The sequence below is a fragment of the Mesorhizobium sp. M1307 genome (genome assembly GCF_040318155.1).
Classification (GTDB): domain Bacteria; phylum Pseudomonadota; class Alphaproteobacteria; order Rhizobiales; family Rhizobiaceae; genus Mesorhizobium.
Genome location: NZ_JAMYLR010000033.1, coordinates 21,597 through 40,885 on the forward strand (window position 1 = coordinate 21,597; position 19,289 = coordinate 40,885).

General features: G+C 63.8%; 21 protein-coding genes. 8 read left to right on the plus strand and 13 right to left on the minus strand.

The genetic code is table 11. The annotated features are described in order from the left end of the window. The first annotated feature begins 32 nt into the window (after positions 1-32). From NKH16_RS26100 to NKH16_RS26110, 3 genes are all read left to right on the plus strand, one after another. Positions 33-1,244, plus strand: a complete 1,212-nt coding sequence (locus NKH16_RS26100; RefSeq protein WP_352902548.1) for an efflux RND transporter periplasmic adaptor subunit — start codon at positions 33-35, stop codon at positions 1,242-1,244. A 2-nt stretch (positions 1,245-1,246) separates the two neighbouring features. Further along, positions 1,247-4,423: an efflux RND transporter permease subunit gene (locus tag NKH16_RS26105; RefSeq protein ID WP_352747672.1), complete on the plus strand. Its 3,177-nt coding sequence runs from the start codon at positions 1,247-1,249 to the stop codon at positions 4,421-4,423. A gap of 99 nt (positions 4,424-4,522) precedes the next feature. After that, entirely contained in the window at positions 4,523-4,681 is a 159-nt protein-coding gene (locus NKH16_RS26110) for a DUF3309 family protein (RefSeq protein WP_023678456.1), read from the plus strand. Between the two features lie 53 nt (positions 4,682-4,734). Here NKH16_RS26110 and NKH16_RS26115 read toward each other — a convergent pair whose 3' ends face one another. Further along, entirely contained in the window at positions 4,735-5,703 is a 969-nt protein-coding gene (locus NKH16_RS26115) for an SDR family oxidoreductase (protein WP_352902551.1), read from the minus strand. A gap of 93 nt (positions 5,704-5,796) precedes the next feature. Here NKH16_RS26115 and NKH16_RS26120 point away from each other — a divergent pair, with 93 nt between their 5' ends. Continuing rightward, a complete protein-coding gene (locus NKH16_RS26120) occupies positions 5,797-6,708 on the plus strand; it encodes a LysR family transcriptional regulator (RefSeq protein ID WP_352745982.1) in 912 nt (303 codons plus the stop codon). Here NKH16_RS26120 and NKH16_RS26125 read toward each other — a convergent pair. The 4 genes from NKH16_RS26125 to NKH16_RS26140 form a co-directional block, all read right to left on the minus strand. Beyond that, entirely contained in the window at positions 6,666-7,847 is a 1,182-nt protein-coding gene (locus NKH16_RS26125; RefSeq protein WP_352747668.1) for an MFS transporter, read from the minus strand. The two genes, NKH16_RS26120 and NKH16_RS26125, sit on opposite strands and share 43 nt — an antisense overlap. A gap of 146 nt (positions 7,848-7,993) precedes the next feature. Continuing rightward, positions 7,994-8,455 carry a cupin domain-containing protein gene (locus NKH16_RS26130; RefSeq protein ID WP_352452498.1) on the minus strand — a complete coding sequence of 154 codons (462 nt, stop codon included), beginning with the start codon at positions 8,453-8,455 and terminating at the stop codon, positions 7,994-7,996. 9 nt (positions 8,456-8,464) lie between these two features. Beyond that, positions 8,465-8,773, minus strand: a complete 309-nt coding sequence (locus tag NKH16_RS26135; protein ID WP_352747666.1) for a DUF1244 domain-containing protein — start codon at positions 8,771-8,773, stop codon at positions 8,465-8,467. A 26-nt stretch (positions 8,774-8,799) separates the two neighbouring features. Beyond that, positions 8,800-9,597, minus strand: coding sequence for an N-formylglutamate amidohydrolase (locus tag NKH16_RS26140; RefSeq protein ID WP_352747663.1), 798 nt, complete (start codon positions 9,595-9,597; stop codon positions 8,800-8,802). A 286-nt stretch (positions 9,598-9,883) separates the two neighbouring features. Here NKH16_RS26140 and NKH16_RS26145 point away from each other — a divergent pair, with 286 nt between their 5' ends. The 3 genes from NKH16_RS26145 to NKH16_RS26155 all read left to right on the plus strand — a co-directional run bounded on the left by NKH16_RS26145 (position 9,884) and on the right by NKH16_RS26155 (position 13,055). Next, the gene (locus NKH16_RS26145) at positions 9,884-10,330 is read left to right on the plus strand and encodes a DUF1036 domain-containing protein (RefSeq protein WP_473505739.1); all 447 of its coding nucleotides are present in this window, start codon (positions 9,884-9,886) and stop codon (positions 10,328-10,330) included. After that, positions 10,327-11,757 (plus strand): pyruvate kinase, encoded by a 1,431-nt coding sequence (gene pyk, locus NKH16_RS26150; RefSeq protein ID WP_352452495.1) that lies wholly within the window; start codon positions 10,327-10,329, stop codon positions 11,755-11,757. The genes NKH16_RS26145 and pyk overlap by 4 nt, the downstream gene beginning before the upstream one ends. Positions 11,758-11,972: 215 nt before the next feature. Continuing rightward, positions 11,973-13,055, plus strand: a complete 1,083-nt coding sequence (locus NKH16_RS26155; protein WP_352747660.1) for an NAD(P)H-dependent flavin oxidoreductase — start codon at positions 11,973-11,975, stop codon at positions 13,053-13,055. Positions 13,056-13,188: 133 nt separating this feature from the next. Here NKH16_RS26155 and NKH16_RS26160 read toward each other — a convergent pair whose 3' ends face one another. After that, positions 13,189-13,788 carry a tetratricopeptide repeat protein gene (locus NKH16_RS26160; RefSeq protein ID WP_352747657.1) on the minus strand — a complete coding sequence of 200 codons (600 nt, stop codon included), beginning with the start codon at positions 13,786-13,788 and terminating at the stop codon, positions 13,189-13,191. A 94-nt stretch (positions 13,789-13,882) separates the two neighbouring features. Beyond that, the gene (gene ykgO, locus NKH16_RS26165) at positions 13,883-14,008 is read right to left on the minus strand and encodes a type B 50S ribosomal protein L36 (RefSeq protein ID WP_006203764.1); all 126 of its coding nucleotides are present in this window, start codon (positions 14,006-14,008) and stop codon (positions 13,883-13,885) included. A gap of 235 nt (positions 14,009-14,243) precedes the next feature. Here ykgO and NKH16_RS26170 point away from each other — a divergent pair, with 235 nt between their 5' ends. After that, positions 14,244-14,666 (plus strand): lysozyme inhibitor LprI family protein, encoded by a 423-nt coding sequence (locus tag NKH16_RS26170; protein WP_352454859.1) that lies wholly within the window; start codon positions 14,244-14,246, stop codon positions 14,664-14,666. Between the two features lie 92 nt (positions 14,667-14,758). Here NKH16_RS26170 and NKH16_RS26175 read toward each other — a convergent pair whose 3' ends face one another. The 6 genes from NKH16_RS26175 to NKH16_RS26200 form a co-directional block, all read right to left on the minus strand. Then, entirely contained in the window at positions 14,759-15,835 is a 1,077-nt protein-coding gene (locus tag NKH16_RS26175; protein ID WP_352902555.1) for a 5-(carboxyamino)imidazole ribonucleotide synthase, read from the minus strand. Next, positions 15,832-16,329 (minus strand): 5-(carboxyamino)imidazole ribonucleotide mutase, encoded by a 498-nt coding sequence (gene purE, locus NKH16_RS26180; protein ID WP_023678468.1) that lies wholly within the window; start codon positions 16,327-16,329, stop codon positions 15,832-15,834. Before purE ends, NKH16_RS26175 begins: the two co-directional genes overlap by 4 nt. A gap of 124 nt (positions 16,330-16,453) precedes the next feature. After that, positions 16,454-17,302, minus strand: coding sequence for an anti-sigma factor family protein (locus NKH16_RS26185; protein ID WP_352747652.1), 849 nt, complete (start codon positions 17,300-17,302; stop codon positions 16,454-16,456). After that, a complete protein-coding gene (locus NKH16_RS26190) occupies positions 17,299-17,859 on the minus strand; it encodes a sigma-70 family RNA polymerase sigma factor (protein ID WP_352817726.1) in 561 nt (186 codons plus the stop codon). Before NKH16_RS26190 ends, NKH16_RS26185 begins: the two co-directional genes overlap by 4 nt. A 25-nt stretch (positions 17,860-17,884) precedes the next feature. Further along, positions 17,885-18,232, minus strand: a complete 348-nt coding sequence (locus tag NKH16_RS26195) for a cupredoxin domain-containing protein (RefSeq protein ID WP_352747649.1) — start codon at positions 18,230-18,232, stop codon at positions 17,885-17,887. Between the two features lie 11 nt (positions 18,233-18,243). Further along, the gene (locus NKH16_RS26200) at positions 18,244-19,191 is read right to left on the minus strand and encodes a metallophosphoesterase family protein (protein ID WP_502895005.1); all 948 of its coding nucleotides are present in this window, start codon (positions 19,189-19,191) and stop codon (positions 18,244-18,246) included. Positions 19,192-19,289 lie beyond the last annotated feature (98 nt).

Sequence of the window (19,289 nt, forward strand, 5' to 3'; positions counted from 1 at the left end):
TGGCCGAACCCCGCGCACTGGAAAAAATGACGATGCCGAAATTCAGGTTTCACAAGCTTGCAGCCATTGTTGTGCTCATCGGGTTCGCTGGCTGGATGGCGACAGGCGAGTTCTCGTCCGTCGGCAGCGCGTCCGCCGACAACAAGCCCAAGGCAGGAGAGGTCGAGCAGCCCACGGCAGCCGACGCAGGCAAGCCCCAAACTGGCAAACAGGGGGCTGCCAAGCCGGGGACTGCCGAGGCGGAACAGCCCAAGGCGCCGTTACGCACGGTCGCGATCATAACCCCGCCGCGGCGCACCTATGCACGCGCTATCCGCATTTCCGGACTGACCGAAGCCGACAAGCGCGCCGTCCTGGCGACACGCGTCGCCGGCGTCATCGACAAGCTGCCGGTCAAGCAGGGTCAGCACGTCAAGACCGGCGACCTCATCCTGATGCTTGCCGCCGAGGAAAAGATCTCGGCGGTCGACAACGCCAAGCAGCTTGTCGTGCAACGTGAGGCCGAGCTGGCTGCGGCCCTGCGGCTGATGAAAACCGGCAATCTGCCCAAGCTGCAGCTCGATACGGCCCGTTCCAACCTGACGCTGGCCAAGTCGCAACTGGACGCCGCGCGAGCTGAGCTCGACCGCAACGAGGTGAAGGCGCCCTTCGACGGCGTCATCGACCGGGTGCCGGTGGAGCTTGGCAGTTCCGTCATGCAGGGCGGCGAGGTGGCGACCATTCTCAAGCTCGATCCGGTGATCGCCCGCGGCGAAGTCAGCGAACGCGATCTCGGCTATCTGAAGATCGGTGACGAAGCCAATGTGCGCCTGGTCAGTGGCCAGACCGTCAAGGGTACGGTGCGCTACATCAGCCGGGATGCATCTTCGGCAACCCGTACCTTTCGGGTCGAAGTCGCCATCCCCAACGCCGATGGGTCCGTACCGGCCGGCATGACGGCAGAAATTGCGCTCAGCGCCCAGCCGACCGACGCCGTGATGTTGCCGCGATCGGTGGTGACGCTCGGCGACAAGGGCGACCTCGGCATCCGCGCCGTCGACAGGGATGACAAGGTCGTGTTCTTCCCGATCGATCTGGTCGACGACACGCCAACCGGCCTGGTGCTCGGCGGCATTGCGGCCGACGCCCGCATCATCGTCGCCGGCCAGGAGCTGGTGAAGGAAGGCGAGGTGGTCAAGCCGGTCGCAGCCGACCAGGCGACCATCCAAAAGCTGTTGGGCGAAGCGACGGCCGGGACGCAGTAATCATGGACATCGTCAAACTTGCTATCAGCAATGCCCGGCTGACCATTGCGGTCCTGGTCTTTCTCATTCTTGCCGGTGCGGTCGCCTACCAGTCGACGCCGAAGGAAGCGGAACCCGACGTTCCGATTCCGATGATGTATGTCAGCCTGATCTACCAGGGTATCTCGCCGGAAGACTCCGAACGCCTCCTGCTGCGGCCGATGGAAGCCAAGCTGAAGAGCCTGAAGGGCCTGAAGGAGATGCGGTCGGCCGCCTTCCAGGGCGGCGGTTATGTGCTGGTCGAATTCCAGCCACAGACGGACCTCGCCACCGCGCTGCAGGACACACGCAGCAAGGTGCAGGACGGCAAGGCCGACCTGCCGCAAGCGGCTGAGGAGCCCGTGGTCTCCGAGGTCAACATCTCCGAGTTCCCCGTCCTGGTCGTGACGCTGTCGGGCGAGGTGCCCGAGCGCGTGCTGACGGCGGCGGCGCGCGAGCTGCGCGACCGCATCGAGGAAGTGCCTGGCGTGCTCGAGGGCTCGCTGCAGGGTGCGCGCGACGACCTCGTCGAAGTGGTCATCGATCCGATGAAGCTGTCTTCCTACGGGCTGCAGCTCGACCAGTTGATCGGTGCGGTCGGCGCTTCCAACAGTCTTGTCGCCGCCGGCAACATCGAAGGATCCGAGGGCAAATACGCGGTCAAGGTGCCGTCGCTTATCGAGACGCCAGAGGATGTGGCGGCGCTGCCGGTCGTCGCCGGCCCCAATGCGGTGGTGCAGGCCAAGGACATCGCCACCATCCGCTCGACCTTCAAGGACGCCGAGACGGTTACCCGCCTCGACGGCAAGCCGGCGATCGCCATCGAGGTGAAGAAGCGCATCGGCTCCAACCTGATCGATACGATTGGCAAGGTCAGGGAGGTGTCCGACGCCTTCATCAAGACGATGCCGGAGGGCATGCACGTCACCTACACGCAAGACAAGTCCGTCTTCGTGAACCAGTTGCTCGGCGATTTGCAGAACCACGTGATGATCGCCGTGATCCTGGTGTTCATCGTCATTCTCTACGCGCTGTCTGGCCGTGCCTCGTTGCTGATCGGATTGGCCATCCCCTCGTCCTTCCTGATCGGCATCCTGTTGCTGGCAATGATGGGCTACACGATCAACATGATCGTGCTGTTCAGCCTCATCCTGGCGGTCGGCATGCTGGTCGACGACGCCATCATCGTCACCGAATTCGCCGAGCGACGCATGAGCGAGGGCATGCCGAAGGAGCAAGCGTTCGCGCTTGCCGCCAAGCGCATGGCCGGCCCGGTCATCGCGGCGACGATGACGCGCATTGCCGCCTTCTCGCCGCTGCTGTTCTGGCCGGGCATTATCGGCGACTTCATGAAATACATGCCGATCACGCTGATCGTGACGCTCTCGGCCTCGATGCTCTATGCGCTGGTCTTCGCGCCGACGCTGGGCGCGATATTTGCCAAGGCGCCGGCCCATCACCCCGACGACAATCGCGACGGCTGGTACATGGCCGTGGTCAAGCAGGCGGTGCATTATCCCATCACCGTGCTTGTCCTCACTGTGGCGCTGTTGTTCGGCGTCGGCTACGCCTATTCGAAATTCGGCGCCGGCGTCGAATTCTTCCCGAATGTCGAGCCTGACTACGGCCTGCTCTATGTCCACGCCCGCGGCAATCTTTCGCTTGCCGAAATGGACGCGGCCACCAAGACCGCGGAAAATCGGCTGCTCGGTTGGCCGGGCGTGAAGTCTGTCTATACCCGTGTCGGCAAGACGCAGAGCGGCGGCCAGGATGTTCCGGAAGACGTGGTTGGCGTGATCCAGTACGAATTCGTCGACTGGCGCGAGCGTAAATCGGCGAACTCAATCCTGGACGAACTGCGCGGCGTTATGGCCGGCATTCCCGGCGTCGACGTCGAGGTTCGCGTGCCGGAAGCCGGCCCGCCTACCGGCAAGCCGATCCAGATCAGGCTTTCGGCCGTCGATCCGAAGGGCCTTGACGACAAGGCCCGCGCCGTCGCCGCGCGCATTGCCAAGGTGCCCGGCGTCATCGATATTTCCGACGGTCTGGCGCCGCCCGGCGTCGACTGGGCGCTCGAGGTCGATCGCGCCAAGGCGGCGCAGTACGGCATCAGCCCGACCGCGGTCGGGACGGTGGTGCAACTGGTGACCAACGGGCTGAAGCTCAGCGAGTACCGGCCCGCCGGCGCCGACGATGCAGTCGACATCAGGCTGCGCCTGCCCGAGGATCGGCGCACGCTGTCGACGCTCGACGAACTCAGGGTGCAGACCGCGCAAGGCTCGGTGCCGATCTCGAACTTCGTCGTGCGCAAGCCGGAGCCGACGGTCGGTATCCTCAACCGCATCGACGGTGCGCGAACGGTCGTCGTCCAGGCCAACGTCGCTGCCGGCGCCCAGGTGGCTGCCGTCCAGCAGGAGGTCACCAAAGCTGTCGCCGACATGAACCTCGGCAGCGGCATTCGCTGGAAGCTTGCCGGTTCGAATGAGGACAGCGCAGAGGCCGGCGCCTTCCTCAGCAAAGCCTTCGGTGCGGCGATCTTCCTGATCTTCATCGTGCTTCTGGCGCAGTTCAACAAGTTCACCAGCGTCTGGCTGGTGCTGTCCTGCGTGGTCATGGCGACGATCGGCGTGTTCCTCGGGCTGCTGCTGACGGGAGAGGCATTCGGCATCGTCATGTCGGGCATCGGTGTCATCGCGCTGGCCGGGGTGGTGGTGAACAACAACATCGTGCTGATCGACACCTATGACCGGTTGCGCGAAGAGGGCTGGGACAAATACGAAGCCGTTCTACAGACCTGCCGCGAACGTGCCCGTCCGGTGGTGCTGACGGCGGTGTCGGCGATCCTCGGCGTGCTGCCGATTGCTTTCGGCCTCGGCCTCGAAATCTTCCATCACGAGACGACGATCAACGCGCCGTCGACGCAATGGTGGATTTCGCTGTCTTCGGCGATCGTCTTCGGGCTGTCCTTCGCCACCGTGCTGACGCTGGTGGTGACGCCGTCGATGCTGATGGTGTTCACTCGCGCCAAGGTCAAACCCGGTGCGCGTCGTGGCTGGTTCAGTCGCCTGTTGGGGCGTCGAAAGGCCGAAATCCCGTCGAAAGGCCTGGACGCCGATCTGGGTGCCGAACCGGCGATCGCCTTCCCGAAGGCCGCCGAATAGAGTCCGGATCGCCGTCCTGATCAAGCAAAGGCCGCCCGGGAACAATGGGCGGCCTTCTGCATTGTTCCGTCATTGCAACCTCAAAGCGAGGATTTTCAGATGACGATCAGCACCATTCTCATCATTATCCTTATTCTTATTCTGATCGGCGCGGTTCCGGCATGGCCGCATTCCCGGTCCTGGGGTTACGGACCATCCGGCATCGTCGGCGTCATCCTGATCGTTGTCCTGGTGCTGCTGTTGATGGGCCGGATCTGAGCGCAACCTTCCTCCCGAACAGCGGCGGATGACCATCAGGCCATCCGCCTTTTTTAAGTTCCTTGTTGGGCAGCTTTTTGCGTCGTCTTGATCGTGGCGATGCCGATATCCTCAAGCGCTTCCGACACTGCATTTTCCAGCGGCGTGTGCGGGATCGTACCGATCACGCTTTCCAGCCTGCCTGAAACCAGCCGGTGCGGCTCGAAGCGGAGATAGGACATCGAAACGATCTCGCGCCACATCGCCACGAACGGGCTGCCGGCGCGCAGCACCCACCACGGCATCGACGTCAGTTTCAGCGAGCGCCCGAGCGCCTTCTCGGCGGCCGCCTTGAGCTGCAGGTCGGTCACCGCATGGCCAGGAAAGTTCAGCGCCTCGTAGAAGCCGAGCTTGTCGAGATTGTCAGCCAGCCCGACGAAGGTCTTGGCCAGGTCGGGTAAATAGGCCCATTCATGCACGAGATCGACCGGCCCTGGGGCGGTATAGACGCCCTTGGTCATCTTGGCGGCAACAACCAGATCGAACCACGATCCGCTGCCGGTGCCGCCGAAGAAATCACCAGCGCGCAGCAGGATCGTGCGCACTCGACCTGCATCAGCCTCGCGGCGAAACAGGTCCTCCATGGCGACGCGGATACGGCCCTTTTCCGTCGTCGGGCGAAACGGCGTGTCGGCGATCACCGCCGGCATTTGCGAGCCGTAATTGTAGACGGTGCCCGGGAAGAGATGCAGCGCGCCGTTCGCCCGGCAGGCAGCCATCACATTCTCGGCCATCGGCAGGCATTTGCTCCAGTCGGTGTAGAGCGGGTTGAGGCCGTTGAAAATGATATCGACGCTTTCGGTCGCGCGGATCAGCGCAGCACGGTCGAGCGCGTCGCCGGCGATCGCCGTAGCGCCTTTGAGCTCGGCCGGCACCTTGCCGCTGCGGGTGACAGCGCGGACGTCGTAGCCGGCATCGATGAAGGCCTTGGCGACCGTGCGGCCGAGGCGGCCATTGGCGCCGAGAATTGCGATCGTGGTCATTGTTCGTCTCCGTGTTGCGTTACGACGCCAATATTGTCTCTTCGCAAACGAATGAAAATTGACTACGATTGGCGATATGATATTCAATTTTGAATGGATATTGACTGGAACCTGATCAAGAGTTTCGTCACCGTGGCGGAGACCGGCAGCCTGTCGGCGGCCGCACGAAAACTTGCCGCAAGCCAGCCGACGCTCGGCCGCCACATCGCCGAGCTGGAACAGGCGCTCGGCGTCACCCTGTTCCGGCGCGGGCGGCGTGGCTATGCGCTCACGGAAGCGGGCAGCACGCTCTTTGAACGGGGCCGCGCGGTGAGCGAGCAGGCGAGCGCCTTTTCGCTGCTGGCGCTGGGATCGGTCGAGGCGATAGAGGGTACGGTGCGCATTGCCGCCAGCGAAGTGGTGGCGGCCTATGTGCTGCCGGAAATCACAGCGAGGCTTGGGTTCGAGGAGCCGGGCATCGAAGTCGAGATCGTCGCCTCGAACCAGGTCGAGAATCTGCTGCGTCGCGACGCCGATATCGCCATCCGCATGGTCAAGCCGGCGCAGAATGAACTGGTCGCGCGCAAGGTGACCGACATTCCGCTCCGCGCCTGCGCGGCAAAATCCTACCTCGACCGGCGTGGCCGTCCGCGCGAGGCCCGCGATCTTGCCGGCCATGATCTGGTCGGCTTCGACCGCAGCGATGAGATCATTCGCGGCTTCGCCCAGTTCGGCGTCCCGCTCGCCCGCAATGCCTTCCGCTTCAGGACCGATAATCAGATCGTGCTGTGGGAAGCGGTGCGGGCGGGAAACGGCATCGGCTTTGGCCAGGAGCCGCTCGCCGACCGTGATCCGCTGGTCGAGACAGTGCTGCCGGGTCTCCCGCTGCCGACGCTGCCGGTGTGGCTGGCCATGCATCGCGACGTGCGCACCAGCGTGCGCATCCGCCGCGTGGCGGATTTCCTCTACGAAGAGTTCAAGCGCTATTCGGCCGGTGCGGGCTCGGCAGCGAATTCGGCGCGGTGAGCGAGGCCGGCCATCAACAGCACGACGACCAGCAGCCCGGACAGAGCGACCAAGATCGGGCCGAAGCTCGAGTGCTCGGCGATGAAGCCAATCGCCGACGGCGCCACCAGAATGCCTGAGTAACCCATTGTGGTGACGACGCTCATGCCGGTGCCGGACGCCATGCCCTCCTGGTTGCCGGCGGCCGAAAAGATGATCGGCACCATGTTGGCAATGCCGAGGCCGCAGAAGGCAAAGGCGGCAATGGCCAGCCAAGGCGAGGGAGCCAGCCCGGCCACCAGCATGCCGGCAGCAGCGGCAAGGGCCGAGGCGCGCAACGTCGTAACGGCACCGAAACGGTTGCGGACGCCATCGCCGAGAAAGCGCATGATGGCCATGACTCCGGAAAAGGCGGCATAGGCCAGGCCTGCGATGGCAAGATCGGCGCCGAGCTCCTGCCTGAGATACAGCGCCGCCCAGTCGAGTACCGCACCTTCGGAGATCATCGTCAGCAGCGCCATCAGCCCAACCAGATAGACCAGCGGGTTTGCCGGCAGCGCGAATTTGTGGTGCTCGGCGACCGGGTGCTTGTCCTCGGCGATCAGGTAGCGGACCGCTACAGCGATTACGGCAAAGGCAAGAGCCGTCACCACTGTCGCATGGGCGAGGTGACCGTAGTTCTGGATGGCGAAACCGCCCAAAGCGCCGCCAGCGAAACCGCCAAGGCTCCAGAAGCCGTGCGAGGACGACATGATGGCACGGGACAGCCGCCGTTCGACTGCCACTGCATTGGCATTCATGGCGACGTCCATTCCGCCGATCGAACCGCCGAAGATGAACATGGCGACGGCCGCAAGGGGCACGTTGGGGGCCAGAGCCACAACCAAAAGGCCGAAGCTGCCGGCAAGTCCGAACCAGCGCAGCACCGTGCGCGAGCCATGCTTCGAGATCAGATGGCCGCACCAGGTCATGGCGGTGACGGCGCCGGCACCGAACAACAGAATCAGCAAGCCGAGCGTGAACTTCGAAATGTCGAGTCGCGTCAGGAACACCGGGATCTGCGGCGCCCAACTGCCGGTCAAAAAGCCGTTGGCGAGGAAGATGCCGGCCACTGCCCAGCGTCCACGAATCGCGATCTGCGTGATTTTCTGCGCGTCCATCGGGTAGAATCCGGTCCGGAAATGGCGTTGCGCGGCAAATTAGATCGATTCAATTCACAGTCAAGCGCTCTTCGCCGAAAGTGCTTGGACCAGACGCTACGTCCTCTCGCGTCGGCCAACCATCTCGGCGGTCCACTCCGAAATCCCTACGGCTCGGGATAAGGCGCGCCATCCTTGTGCACAAACCGGCCGTCAGCGTTGGTGCTCATCATGTCGATGTCGGAGCAGGTGGCGACGTCGTCGGGCCAGCGCGAACCGACTTCGAGATAGATCGCCATCGCGCCCGATTTATTGATCATGTGATGGCCGTTGCCTGATCCTTTCGGAAAGGCCGCGCAATCACCGGCGCGCAGCACCGTCTCGCCGGCATCTTCGACGAGCGTCAGCTCGCCTTCAAGCACGTAGACGAATTCGTCTTCGTGCGAATGCCAGTGGCGCTGGCTCGACCAGTTGCCCGGCGGCAGGCGCATGAGATTGATGCCGAAGTCGGTGAGCCCGCCTGCGTTGCCTAGCCGCTGCCGCACGCGTTCGGCACAGGGTGCATCGAACGGCGGTGGATAGGATGAGCCCTTGCGTCCGGGCACGTCGGCAACGTCAATCTTAGGCACGGCGTCCCCCTAGTGATCCCTAGGGCGTCTTGCCTCGAACTCGGCCTTCTTGGCGTCGGAGGCCTCGATCTGGTTCCGTGCCTGCCACTCGGCATAGGGCATGCCGTAGATGATCTCGCGCGACCGGTCCTTGCTGAGTTCGACACCTTCGGCTTGCGCCGCATCGCGGTACCAGTTGGACAGGCAGTTGCGGCAGAAGCCGGCGAGGTTCATCAAGTCGATGTTCTGTACGTCGGAACGCTCGCGCAGATGCGCGACCAGCCGGCGGAAGGCAGCGGCTTCGAAATCGCGCTTTTGTTCGTCGCTGAGTTCGGTCATGTCATGTTGGCCTCCCTTGGGCCTCATCATACCGGCCCGGTGCGAGAGCCGAATATTTTCACCGCATGTATATCGGCACGTCGATCTATCGCGTCAACGATCAGCGCCAGCCGTTCGGCCCAGGCGAGGGCACCCTTGCGGTCGGCGATCAGGTCCTGGCGGACCTCGAGCAGCGCATGGGCAAAGCCGTTGACGATGGCGTGCCTGAACATGGTATCGCCGCGCAGTGCGCCGTCATAGGGTTCGTTGTCGCCGACGATGAGGCTCTTGTCCTCGGCGAGCATGTCGATCAGCGGCCGCGCAACGCGGTCGTCCAGGTCCCACAATATGCCGACGTGCCACGGCCGCACGAATCCCTGCATGGTCGGTGTGAAGGAATGCACCGAAAAGATGAAGGGTGCCTGCGCGGATGCTCGCGCCACAGAGGCGATCATGGCGCCGACGGCATCATGATAGGGGCGGTAAAAGCGGTCCAGCCGCCTTTCGCGCTCCTCCGGCGCGATGGGGTAATTTCCCGGGATGACGGTTCCGTCATAGAGCTGCCGAATCAGTGTTGGATCGTCCTCGCCGCGATTGGGGTCGATCAGCAGTCGCGAAAAATTGGCAAGCACCGCCGGAACGCCGAGCAGACTTGCGAGTTCGCGGGTTACAGTCTCGACGCCGATGTCGTAGGCGATGTGGCGGTCGAACTCCGCCGCCGGCAGGCCGAGACTGCCATACTCCTCCGGCAGGTCGCGGCGGGCGTGATCGGCCAGAAGCACCATGCCGCGCTTGCGATCGCCTTCGACTATATCGAAAGGCGCGAAAACTGTGGATCGGGTCATTGGCGGGAAAGGTCTGTTCGCTGGCTTTCGGGGAGGGTGGTATCGTCATTCCACGAAGAGAACGCTTGCGCAATGCCGTTGTTTGGCCACGGTTTCTGCCAAAAAACTGAGCAGGGGCGACCGCAAGCGCGCCAGAGCCTTCTAAATCGATTGGAATTGGACAGATCGGCGCGTTGACATGCGTACGGACTTTTCCGAAAAGGGGCGTTGAGAGATGCAAATGTGGTTCTTGAGGGGTTTCAGGATGGGTTTCGCCGGCAGGCTGCGTGTGCGCCACGCCTTGGCCATGCCGCTCCTGATACCGGCCATGGGCCTTTTCGCGGTGATTTCGGCCTCGCCGGCACGGGCCGATTTCCGGGTCTGCAACGCCACGCAGAACCTGGTCGGTGTCGGCATCGGCTATCGCGCCAAGGCCGGCTGGATCACCGAAGGCTGGTGGCACATCGAAGGATCGAGCTGCAAGACGCTGATCGAGGGACCGTTGTCATCAAGGTTTTACTATCTTTATGCAGAAGACGCCGAGCGCGGCGGACGCTGGGATGGCCCGATCAACATGTGCGTGGCCGAAAAAGAGTTCAAGATCGCCGGCGTTACCGATTGCGTCGCCCGGGGCTTTCAGCGCGCCGGATTCCAGGAATATGACACGGGCGAGCAGGCAAGCTGGATGGTCCAGCTGACTGACGAGCCCGCAACGGATGGCGCTCCAGCCGCCCCGGGAACAAACAGTCAATGAGACGCAGCCGCAAGGTCAAGATCCTCGCCACCATCGGTCCGGCCTCCTCGTCCGAGGAGATGCTGAAGAAGCTGTTCGAAGCCGGCGCCGACGTGTTCCGCATCAATATGAGCCACACCGACCATGAATTGATGCGTACGCTTGTCGGCCGCATTCGTGCCGTCGAGGAGGCGGTCGGCCGGCCGATCGGCGTTCTCGCCGACCTGCAAGGGCCAAAGCTGCGCGTCGGCAAGTTCGCCAACGGCAAAGAGGTGCTGACCGTCGGTCAGACCTTCACGCTCGACGACAATCCCGAGCCCGGCAATTCGACGAGGGTCTACCTGCCGCATCCCGAAATCCTGCGTTCGGTCGAGGCTGGTCATCGCCTGCTGATCGACGACGGCAAGCTCGAGCTCAAGGCGGTCAGCAGCAACGGCAAGGCGATCGTCTGCACCGTCGTCGCCGGCACCACCATTTCCGACAAGAAGGGCGTCAGCCTGCCCGACACCGACCTGCCGGTCGGCGCGCTGACGGAAAAGGACCGCCGGGATCTCGACGCGGTTCTGGCGACCGGCGTCGACTGGGTGGCGCTGTCCTTCGTGCAGCGGCCCGAGGACCTGGCCGAGGCGCGCAAGATCGCACGCGGCCGGGCACTGATCATGGCCAAGATCGAAAAGCCGCAGGCCGTCGCCCGGCTGGCCGAGATCATCGAGCTTTCGGATGCGCTGATGGTCGCCCGCGGCGATCTCGGCGTCGAGATGCCTCTCGAAGCCGTGCCTGGCATTCAGAAGCAGATCACCCGCGCCGCCCGCCGCGCCGGCAAGCCTGTGGTAGTTGCCACGCAGATGCTGGAATCGATGATCACCGCGCCGGTGCCGACCCGCGCCGAAGTCTCGGACGTCTCGATCGCCGTGTTTGAAGGCGCCGACGCGATCATGCTTTCGGCGGAGTCCGCCGCCGGCGCCTACCCGGTCGAAGCGGTGGCGATGATGAACCGGATCGCCACCAAGGTCGAAACCGACCCGACCTATGCCGGCATCATCAACGCGCAGCGCTCGGAACCGGAAGCGACCGGCGCCGACGCGATCTCGCTCGCCGCCCGCGAAATAGCCGAGACGCTGAAGCTGTCAGCGATCATCACCTATACCGCGTCCGGCACGACCGGCTTGCGCGCCGCGCGCGAGCGGCCGCAAGTGCCGATCGTGGCGCTGTCGCCGATCCTCAACACGGCGCGGCGGCTGTCGCTGTTGTGGGGCACGCATTGCGTCGTTTCCCCCGACGCCATCGACCTCGACGACATGGTCGACCGCGCCTGCCGCATCGCCTTCGATGAAGGTTTCGGCAAGCCGGGCGACCGCGTCATCATCACGGCCGGCGTGCCGCTGAGGACGCCGGGCTCGACCAACATGTTGCGCATCGCCTATGTCGGATCGGAAGTCGGCCGCTAATGTCGGCCGCGGCTGCCGGATAGGCCGGCTGCATCGCGCGTCGTAAACACGGCGCCAGCCGGGCGCATCGACGGCAGTCGGGTTAGGATAGACGCCGAATTCCGCCAGCTTGCATCAGCCTGTGGCCGGCCGTGAAGCGGTTCGAATGCCCTATCCGACTTGAGCTGGAAGTCAGTTAAGGTAATCTCTCCTGGGAGAAAGAGGAGGGTGATCCAATGTGGATGCGCACTGATCTTCTGGAACTCCTCGGCATAGAGCACCCGATAATCCAGGCGCCGATGAGCGGCATCACCACGCCGGAACTGGCGGCGGCAGTCAGCAATGCCGGGGCGCTTGGCTCGCTCGGATGCGGCATTCTGCCTGCGGCGGCTATCCGCGAGCAGCTCACGGCGACACAGCACGCCACCAATCGTCCGATCAACGTCAACTTCTTTGCGCACCCGGCGCCGATACACGATGATGCGGCAGCCCAAAGTATGCGAGACCGCCTTCGCGGCTGCTATGAGGAGGTCGGCCTCGGACCGGTGCCCGAGCCGGGCGAGCCCTTCCCCACCTTCGATCGTGAGCGTCTCGAAATTGTGCTCGAGCTGCGCCCCAAGGTGGTCAGCTTCCACTTCGGTCTACCCGACACCGCAATTGTGCAGCAGTTGAAGACGGCCGGCTGTACTGTCTTATGTTCGGCCACCACCGTCTCGGAAGCGCGCCAGCTTGAGGCAGGAGGGGTGGACGCCATTATCGCCCAGGGATACGAGGCGGGTGGGCATCGCGGCACATTCACTGGCGACCCTGCTATCGGCACAGCCGGCACTGTGGCACTCGTACCGCAGATTGTTGATGCCGTGCGGGTGCCTGTAATTGCCGCTGGCGGTATCTTCGACGGTCGCGGCATTGCTGCCAGCTTTGCACTTGGTGCATCTGGTGTGCAGATCGGCACGGCTTTCCTGGCCTGTCCTGAAGCCAATGTGCAGCCAGTCTATCGCGAAGCATTGCGCTCGGCCAACGACGAGAGCACGTCGGTGACTCGCTGCTTCACTGGCCGCCCAGCGCGCGTGGTGCGCAACCGGTTTGTGATGGAAATGGCTGGTGAGGAAGATGCAGCGTTGGCGTTTCCGCTGCAGGCGAGTCTGGTCATGCCGCTTTCGATGGCAAAGGATGAAAGCAAGCGGGCTGACTTCTTGCCTATTTGGGCCGGGCAGGGCGTCGCGAAGCTGCGGGAGATGCCGGCCGCCGCCCTTGTAGAGAAACTCGTCACGGAAGCAAACGGCATAGATCGGGCCTATAGGGGAGTAGGGGAGTAGGGGAGTAGGGGAGTAGGGGAGTAGGGGAGTAGGGGAGTAGGGGAGTAGGGGAGTAGGGGCATGCGTTCCACAGTGCAATCTACACCACTCACATACTGCATTACTCCCCTATTCCCCTATTCCCTTACTGGTCTCAAATGCCTTCGCCGGCAAGCTCCTCGGAAAGTGCGGCGACCTGGTCCTGGGCGCTGCGCATCATTGGGTAGATGGCGAGCACGCGCTGCCAGGCCTCAAGTGCCGACTGCTTGTGGCCGGTTTCGGCCATGATCTGAGCCACGCCCGAAAGCGCGCCGAAATGGCGTGGTTCGAGCTGCAGAGTGCGGTCGATGTCCGCCATCGACTTCCCGTAGTTCTTCATCATGAAATGAACAGTGGCGCGCCGGTTCCAGCCTTCCGCATAGGTCGGCTGCAAAGTCACCACCTGATCGAGGAAATCGAGTGCAACATCGAATTTCTGGGTTTCGATCGCCTTCTGCGACCATTGCATCATCAGGTCGATAGAGGCGCTGCCCGACTGGGACCACTCGCTGCCGATCCGTCCGGCGATGCGCTCGGCGGCCTTTTCATTGCGTTCGCGCTTGAGATCGGCAAACAGCTGATCGAGCCGCGCCTGTTTCGTCTTGACGACCGGAGGTGCTGCCGGCGGAGTTGTGGTCGGATCTTCAGCCCACGCCGGCAGCGAGACAGCGCCGGAAACGAGGAAAGCCGTGAAAAATGCAAAAAGAATCCGCATCGCGGGAATCTAGCCCCCGACGCCGGATCGTCAAACTGAATTTAGCGTGAGAGGCGTATCATGCGAACGGAGGCGCGCAGCCTCCGTCGAAAACTCAACCCTGGCGCGCCTTGTAGCGCGGCGCGGTCTTGTTGATGATGTAGATGCGGCCCTTGCGACGAACCAGCTGGTTGTCGCGGTGACGCGCCTTCAACGCCTTGAGCGAATTCTTGATTTTCATGGTCTTGCCCGTCGGTCTGGGCCCGGTCACGGGCCGAATTATTAAGGCGCGCCCACAGACGCGCCTTTGAACTGTGCGTGGCTCATAGACGAGGAGCGTTGCCCGTGTCAACCGCAAGCGCGTTGCCTAAACGATACGGACCGTTTCGTATCATCAAATATCCGCCACTGGCGTCTTGCGGCGTTGCGCAGGGTTGAGACGGCTGGAATGATGCGGTTGCGAATTGGAGATCGTCATGCGCCGAATTCTTGTGTCCGCCTGTCTTGTCGTCCTCGCGGCAGGTTCTGTTGCCTATGCGCAGGAATGCGACCGCAACGACGACAGCCAGCAGATGATGAACATCTGCGCCGACGCGGACTACAAATCCGCCGACGCCAAGCTCAACAAGGCCTACCAGGATCTCATCGGCGGAAGTGACGCAAAAGCCAGGAAGCTGTTGCAGACGGCGCAGCGCGCCTGGATCGCTTTTCGCGACGCGGAATGCAGCTATTCCGCCGCGGACAGCGAAGGCGGCTCGATCTATCCGATGCTGATATCGGAATGCCTGACGCGGCTGACCGACGATCGCACCAAACAGCTCACCGCCGATTCGACCTGCGCGGAAGGCGATGTGAGCTGCGCCAGCCCCGACGAGGACGAGAGCGGCGAAATCCAGTAAGCGTAGGTTCTAACTTTGTGTTTGAGCATGATCTTTTCCGAAAACCGGATTCCACTTTTCGCTAGCGCGGACCTTCGGTTCGGGATCATGCTCTAGCTGCGGCGGCTCACGCGCGTAAAATGGCCCATCTTGCGGCCGGGCCGCGCCTCGGCCTTGCCATAGAGGTGCAGCATCAGATCGGGCTCGGCGAGCAGATCAGGAACGCGCCTGACATCGTCGCCGATCAGGTTTTCCATGACGCAGTCGAACTGCCGGGCGGGACTTCCCAGCGGCAGGCCGGCGACGGCTCGAATATGCTGTTCGAATTGCGAGATGGTGCAGGCGGCCTCCGTCCAGTGGCCGGAATTATGGACGCGCGGCGCGATCTCGTTGGCCAGCAGCGAACCGTCGGCAAGGACAAAGAATTCGACGCCGATGACACCGACATAGTCGAGCGCCGCGAGTATCTCGGCCGCCGCCGCTTGAGCCGCAGCCGCCGTCTCGGACTTCACCCCGGCCGGCAGCGTCGAGCTGTGCAGAATACCGTTGCGATGGACATTCCAGGCCGGATCGTAGGCGGCGAGCGAGCCGTCGCTGCCGCGGGCGGCGATCACCGAAATCTCGCGCTCGAAGGTGACGAAGGATTCCAGGATCAACGGCACGTTGCCCATCGCCTCGCAAGTGCCGGCAAAGCCGCCTGTTTCCATGTTGCGGAAGACACGCTGGCCCTTGCCGTCATAGCCCATGCGGCGCGTCTTCAATATGCCGCTGCCGTTGAACTGTTTCAGCGCAGCCGTCAGTTCCTCGTCATTGTCGACGGGGCTGAAATCCGCGGTCGGTATGCCAATGCCGTTGAGGAATTTCTTTTCCGCCAGCCGGTCCTGCGCTACTTCCAGTGCGCGTGCCGGCGGATAGACCGGCACCGTAGAGGCAAGTGCCGCGGCGGCCGCGACCGGTACGTTCTCGAATTCATAAGTAACGACGGCACTGGCCGCAGCCAGCTCGCTAAGCGCGGCCGCGTTGTCATAGGCGGCGACGATCTGCCGGTTGGCGACCTGTGCCGCCGGGCAATCCGGCTGCGGCTCCAGCACGACGATGCGGTAGCCGAGGCGGGCCGCGGCCATCGCCAGCATGCGGCCAAGCTGGCCGCCGCCGATGATGCCGATGCTCGATCCCGCCGGCAGGCTCACGGCGCGTCCGTGGGCTCGGCGGCCACCTTGGCGGTCTGCGCGGCGCGCCAGCTATCCAGCCGGGCGGCGAGCTTTTCGTCGCTCAGCGCCAACACCGCGGCGGCCAGAAGGGCAGCATTGGCAGCGCCGGCCTTGCCGATGGCCAAAGTGCCGACCGGAATGCCGGCCGGCATCTGCACGATTGATAGCAGCGAGTCCTGGCCCGACAGCGTCTTCGATTCCACCGGCACGCCGAACACCGGCAGCGGCGTCATCGCCGCCGTCATGCCGGGCAGATGCGCCGCACCACCGGCACCGGCGATGATCACCTTGTAGCCGGCCGCCTTGGCGCCCTTGGCGAAGTCATAGAGCCGGTCGGGCGTGCGGTGGGCCGAGACGATCAGGCGCTTGTGCGGAATTCCAAGCGCCTCAAGCGTTTCGGCGGCGTGGCGCATCGTCGCCCAGTCGGACTGGCTGCCCATGATGATGGCGACGTCGGCGCGGTGATCGTCCAAGCTTCTGCTCTCCGGCGGCAAAAGCGCGCATTAGCTGAAATCGAGGGGAGCCGCAAGGATGGCCGGAAACGGCAAAGCCGCTTGGGCCATCTCCGTGGCTATGCACATGGACAGGGGCGGTCTGTCATCGGGCGGCCGCTGCTCGGAAGCGGTTGACGAAGTCGTCAAGTTCGGGCCGTTCCGTATCGGAAATCGCCCAATAGGAAAAGGCGCCGTCGCTCCAGTGCACCAGCGAGAAGCCACCGGCAGAAAGATCGACCGGCGCGGTTGTCGAGCCGGTTTGCTGTGGCGCGGCGACGAGGGTGATCAGGTGCTCGCGATGGCGGTAGACCAGTGCCGGCACCGGCTGGTCGGCGATCACCTCGACCCGGCCGCCGAGCAATGCGAAGCCGTCATTGGCAAGGTCAGGTGCCGGCGGCGACAGACCGACCCTGCCATCGAGCCAGGGTTTGACCGTATGCCTGTCCGACGAGACGACGTCCACCGGGCTGGCGGCCAGCAGGCTGCGGCGGTGGCCGCTGGCGACCGCGGCGGCAAAGCTGTCGGGCGCCCTGCTCAGCATCATCCATTGCGTCGCGCCGCTGGCCAGCACGGCGGTGACGAGGATCGATGCCGCCATTGCGCGCCAGTCGAACGCGCCGAAGCGGCCCGGCCGCGTTTGGGTTGGCCGCATGTGGGTTGGCACGGTTTGCGGCGGCCGCGTCGGCGCCGGCCGAGCCTGTGCCTCGCCAGTCGCGCCGATCGCCGCGATGCGCGCATTGAGGGCGTCGCTGACCTGTGGCAGCGCCAGCCTGCCGACAGCGGACTGCAGCGCCACGATGCGGGCATGCTCGGCGGCGAGCGCCGGATCGGCGGCAATGCGTCGCTCGACAGCCAATGCTGCTGCTGCGTCGAGCTCGCCATCGACCAAGGCATGGATCATCAGCTCCACGCCCGCCGGGTCATCGGGCAGTCCATCGTTGTGCGCGCTCATGGCGCCCTCCCAAGTTGGGATATCAGCAGACCGCGCGCCCTCGCCAGCCGCGACATCACCGTGCCTAGCGGCACGCCAAGCAGCGTCGCGATCTCGCGATAGCTGAGGCCGTTGATGTCGCGCAGCACCACAGTCTCGCGAAATTGGTGCGGCAGCGCGGCGATCGCCGCCTCGAGTGCGGCCGTGTCGGCCTTGGCGATCAGGCTTGCCTCAGGACTATCCGTATCCGGCAGGCCGGCGCCATATGCAGCCGTCATGTCATCGAGGTCGCTCAGGTCGCCGACGGCGACGATACTGCGCGGCCGGTTGCGCGCCAGCCAGGAGTAAGAGGCGTTGCGCACGATCGCCAGCAGCCAGGCGCGCGCATTGCCGCCGGCATAGCCGGCGATGCCCGCATGCGCCTTCAAACAGGCCTCCTGCACCACATCCTCCGCGTCGGCGGCGTTGCCGGTCAGCCAACGGGCAAGCGCAAGCGCATCGGCGAGATGGGGCAGAACCACCTCGCGAAAGCGCTCGGTCGCGGCCTCTTGGTTCAACACCGTCGCATCGCCCGGCATCCCGGGCAGAACCTTCCGAAAATCCTCACGGAGCGACGGTGATCCTGCCCTGCATGTGCGGGTGAAGCCCGCAGAAATAGGCATAGTCGCCCACTTTGGTGAAGGTGAAGGCATATGTGTCACCGGTGTCAAGCGCCTTGGAGCGAAACGAGGCATCGTTGGCGACCACCAGATGCGGGATGTCGTCGTCATTCTCGAAGGTCACGGTAGTGCCCTGCTTTACCGTCAGCACCGCCGGTGTGAAGGCAAAGTTCTCGATCTTGACCATTGGCTGGTCTGCTGCGTTCAGTGGCATGGCAACCATTGTCAGGATCGCCGCCAAACCGAACGTGACAGGGGATACGACCAAGACGCGGGATGGGAAGCGGATCATCGCATTTCCCCTCAGGCCAGCGTGCTGTCGATGATGGCGAGGTCCTGCCCGCCTTGCGTGACTGTCACGCTGCTTGTGCCGAGCAGGCTGCGCAACTGGCCGGCAGGTACCGTCATCGGCCCGGGTGAGGCTGCGGTGCCCGGCGCCGGTTGCGGGAAAGCGGTCGAGCGCGCGGTATGAAAGGTAACGTTGCCTTCGACCTTCTGCATGATCTGGTGGATATGGCCGTTGAGTACGGTGACAGAGCCGAAGCGCTTGAGCAGGGCCAAGGCCTGCGCCGCGTCGTCGGTGCCCCAGCCCCATTCGGGATAAACAGCCCATAGCGGGATGTGGGCAAAGACGACGATTGGCGTCGAGGCGGTGACCGCCTTCAGATCATCGGCCAACCATGCCAACTGGTCGGCGCCGAGATTGCCCAGCCCGCCAGCCTTCAGGTTGACGACGTTGACCAGCCCGATGAAATGGACGCCGTTCTGGTCAAACGAATACCAGCCGGCGCCCTTGGTGCCCTTGCCGTAGCGGTCGAGATAGGCCTGGCCATTGCCGTCATCGATCAGGTCGTGCTCACCGGGCACATAATGCACGTCGAAGCCTGCGCCGCCGATGATCTGGGCAGCGTTGTCGAACTGCGCGACTTTCGACAAATGGGTGATGTCGCCGGTGTGGATCATGAAAGCGGGCTTTTGCGGCAACGCCTGGATCTTGCCGATCGCCTCTTTCAGCGTGTCGATGGCGTGCGGGTTGGCAGCCTTGTCGAAGCCGATGTGGCTGTCGGAGATCTGGAGGAAAGTGAAGCCGGTGGCCAAGGCCTCGGCGGCTTGCGACGCACCGAGCAGGCTGAGCGAGACCGGCACGCCGGCCGAAATTGTCCACAGCACTCCCGTGCCGGCCCAGATCATGCATTCCAGTGCATGACGGCGGCTGATGCCGTCAGCTTCATTGTCGTGGTGGTGGATCATACCGGTCTCCTGCACGCCGGAAATGGCGTCTGTTTGGGAGACCAATGGGCGGGGTGGTTTATTCCGCCCGAAGACTAAAAGTTCATTCACACTGCCGT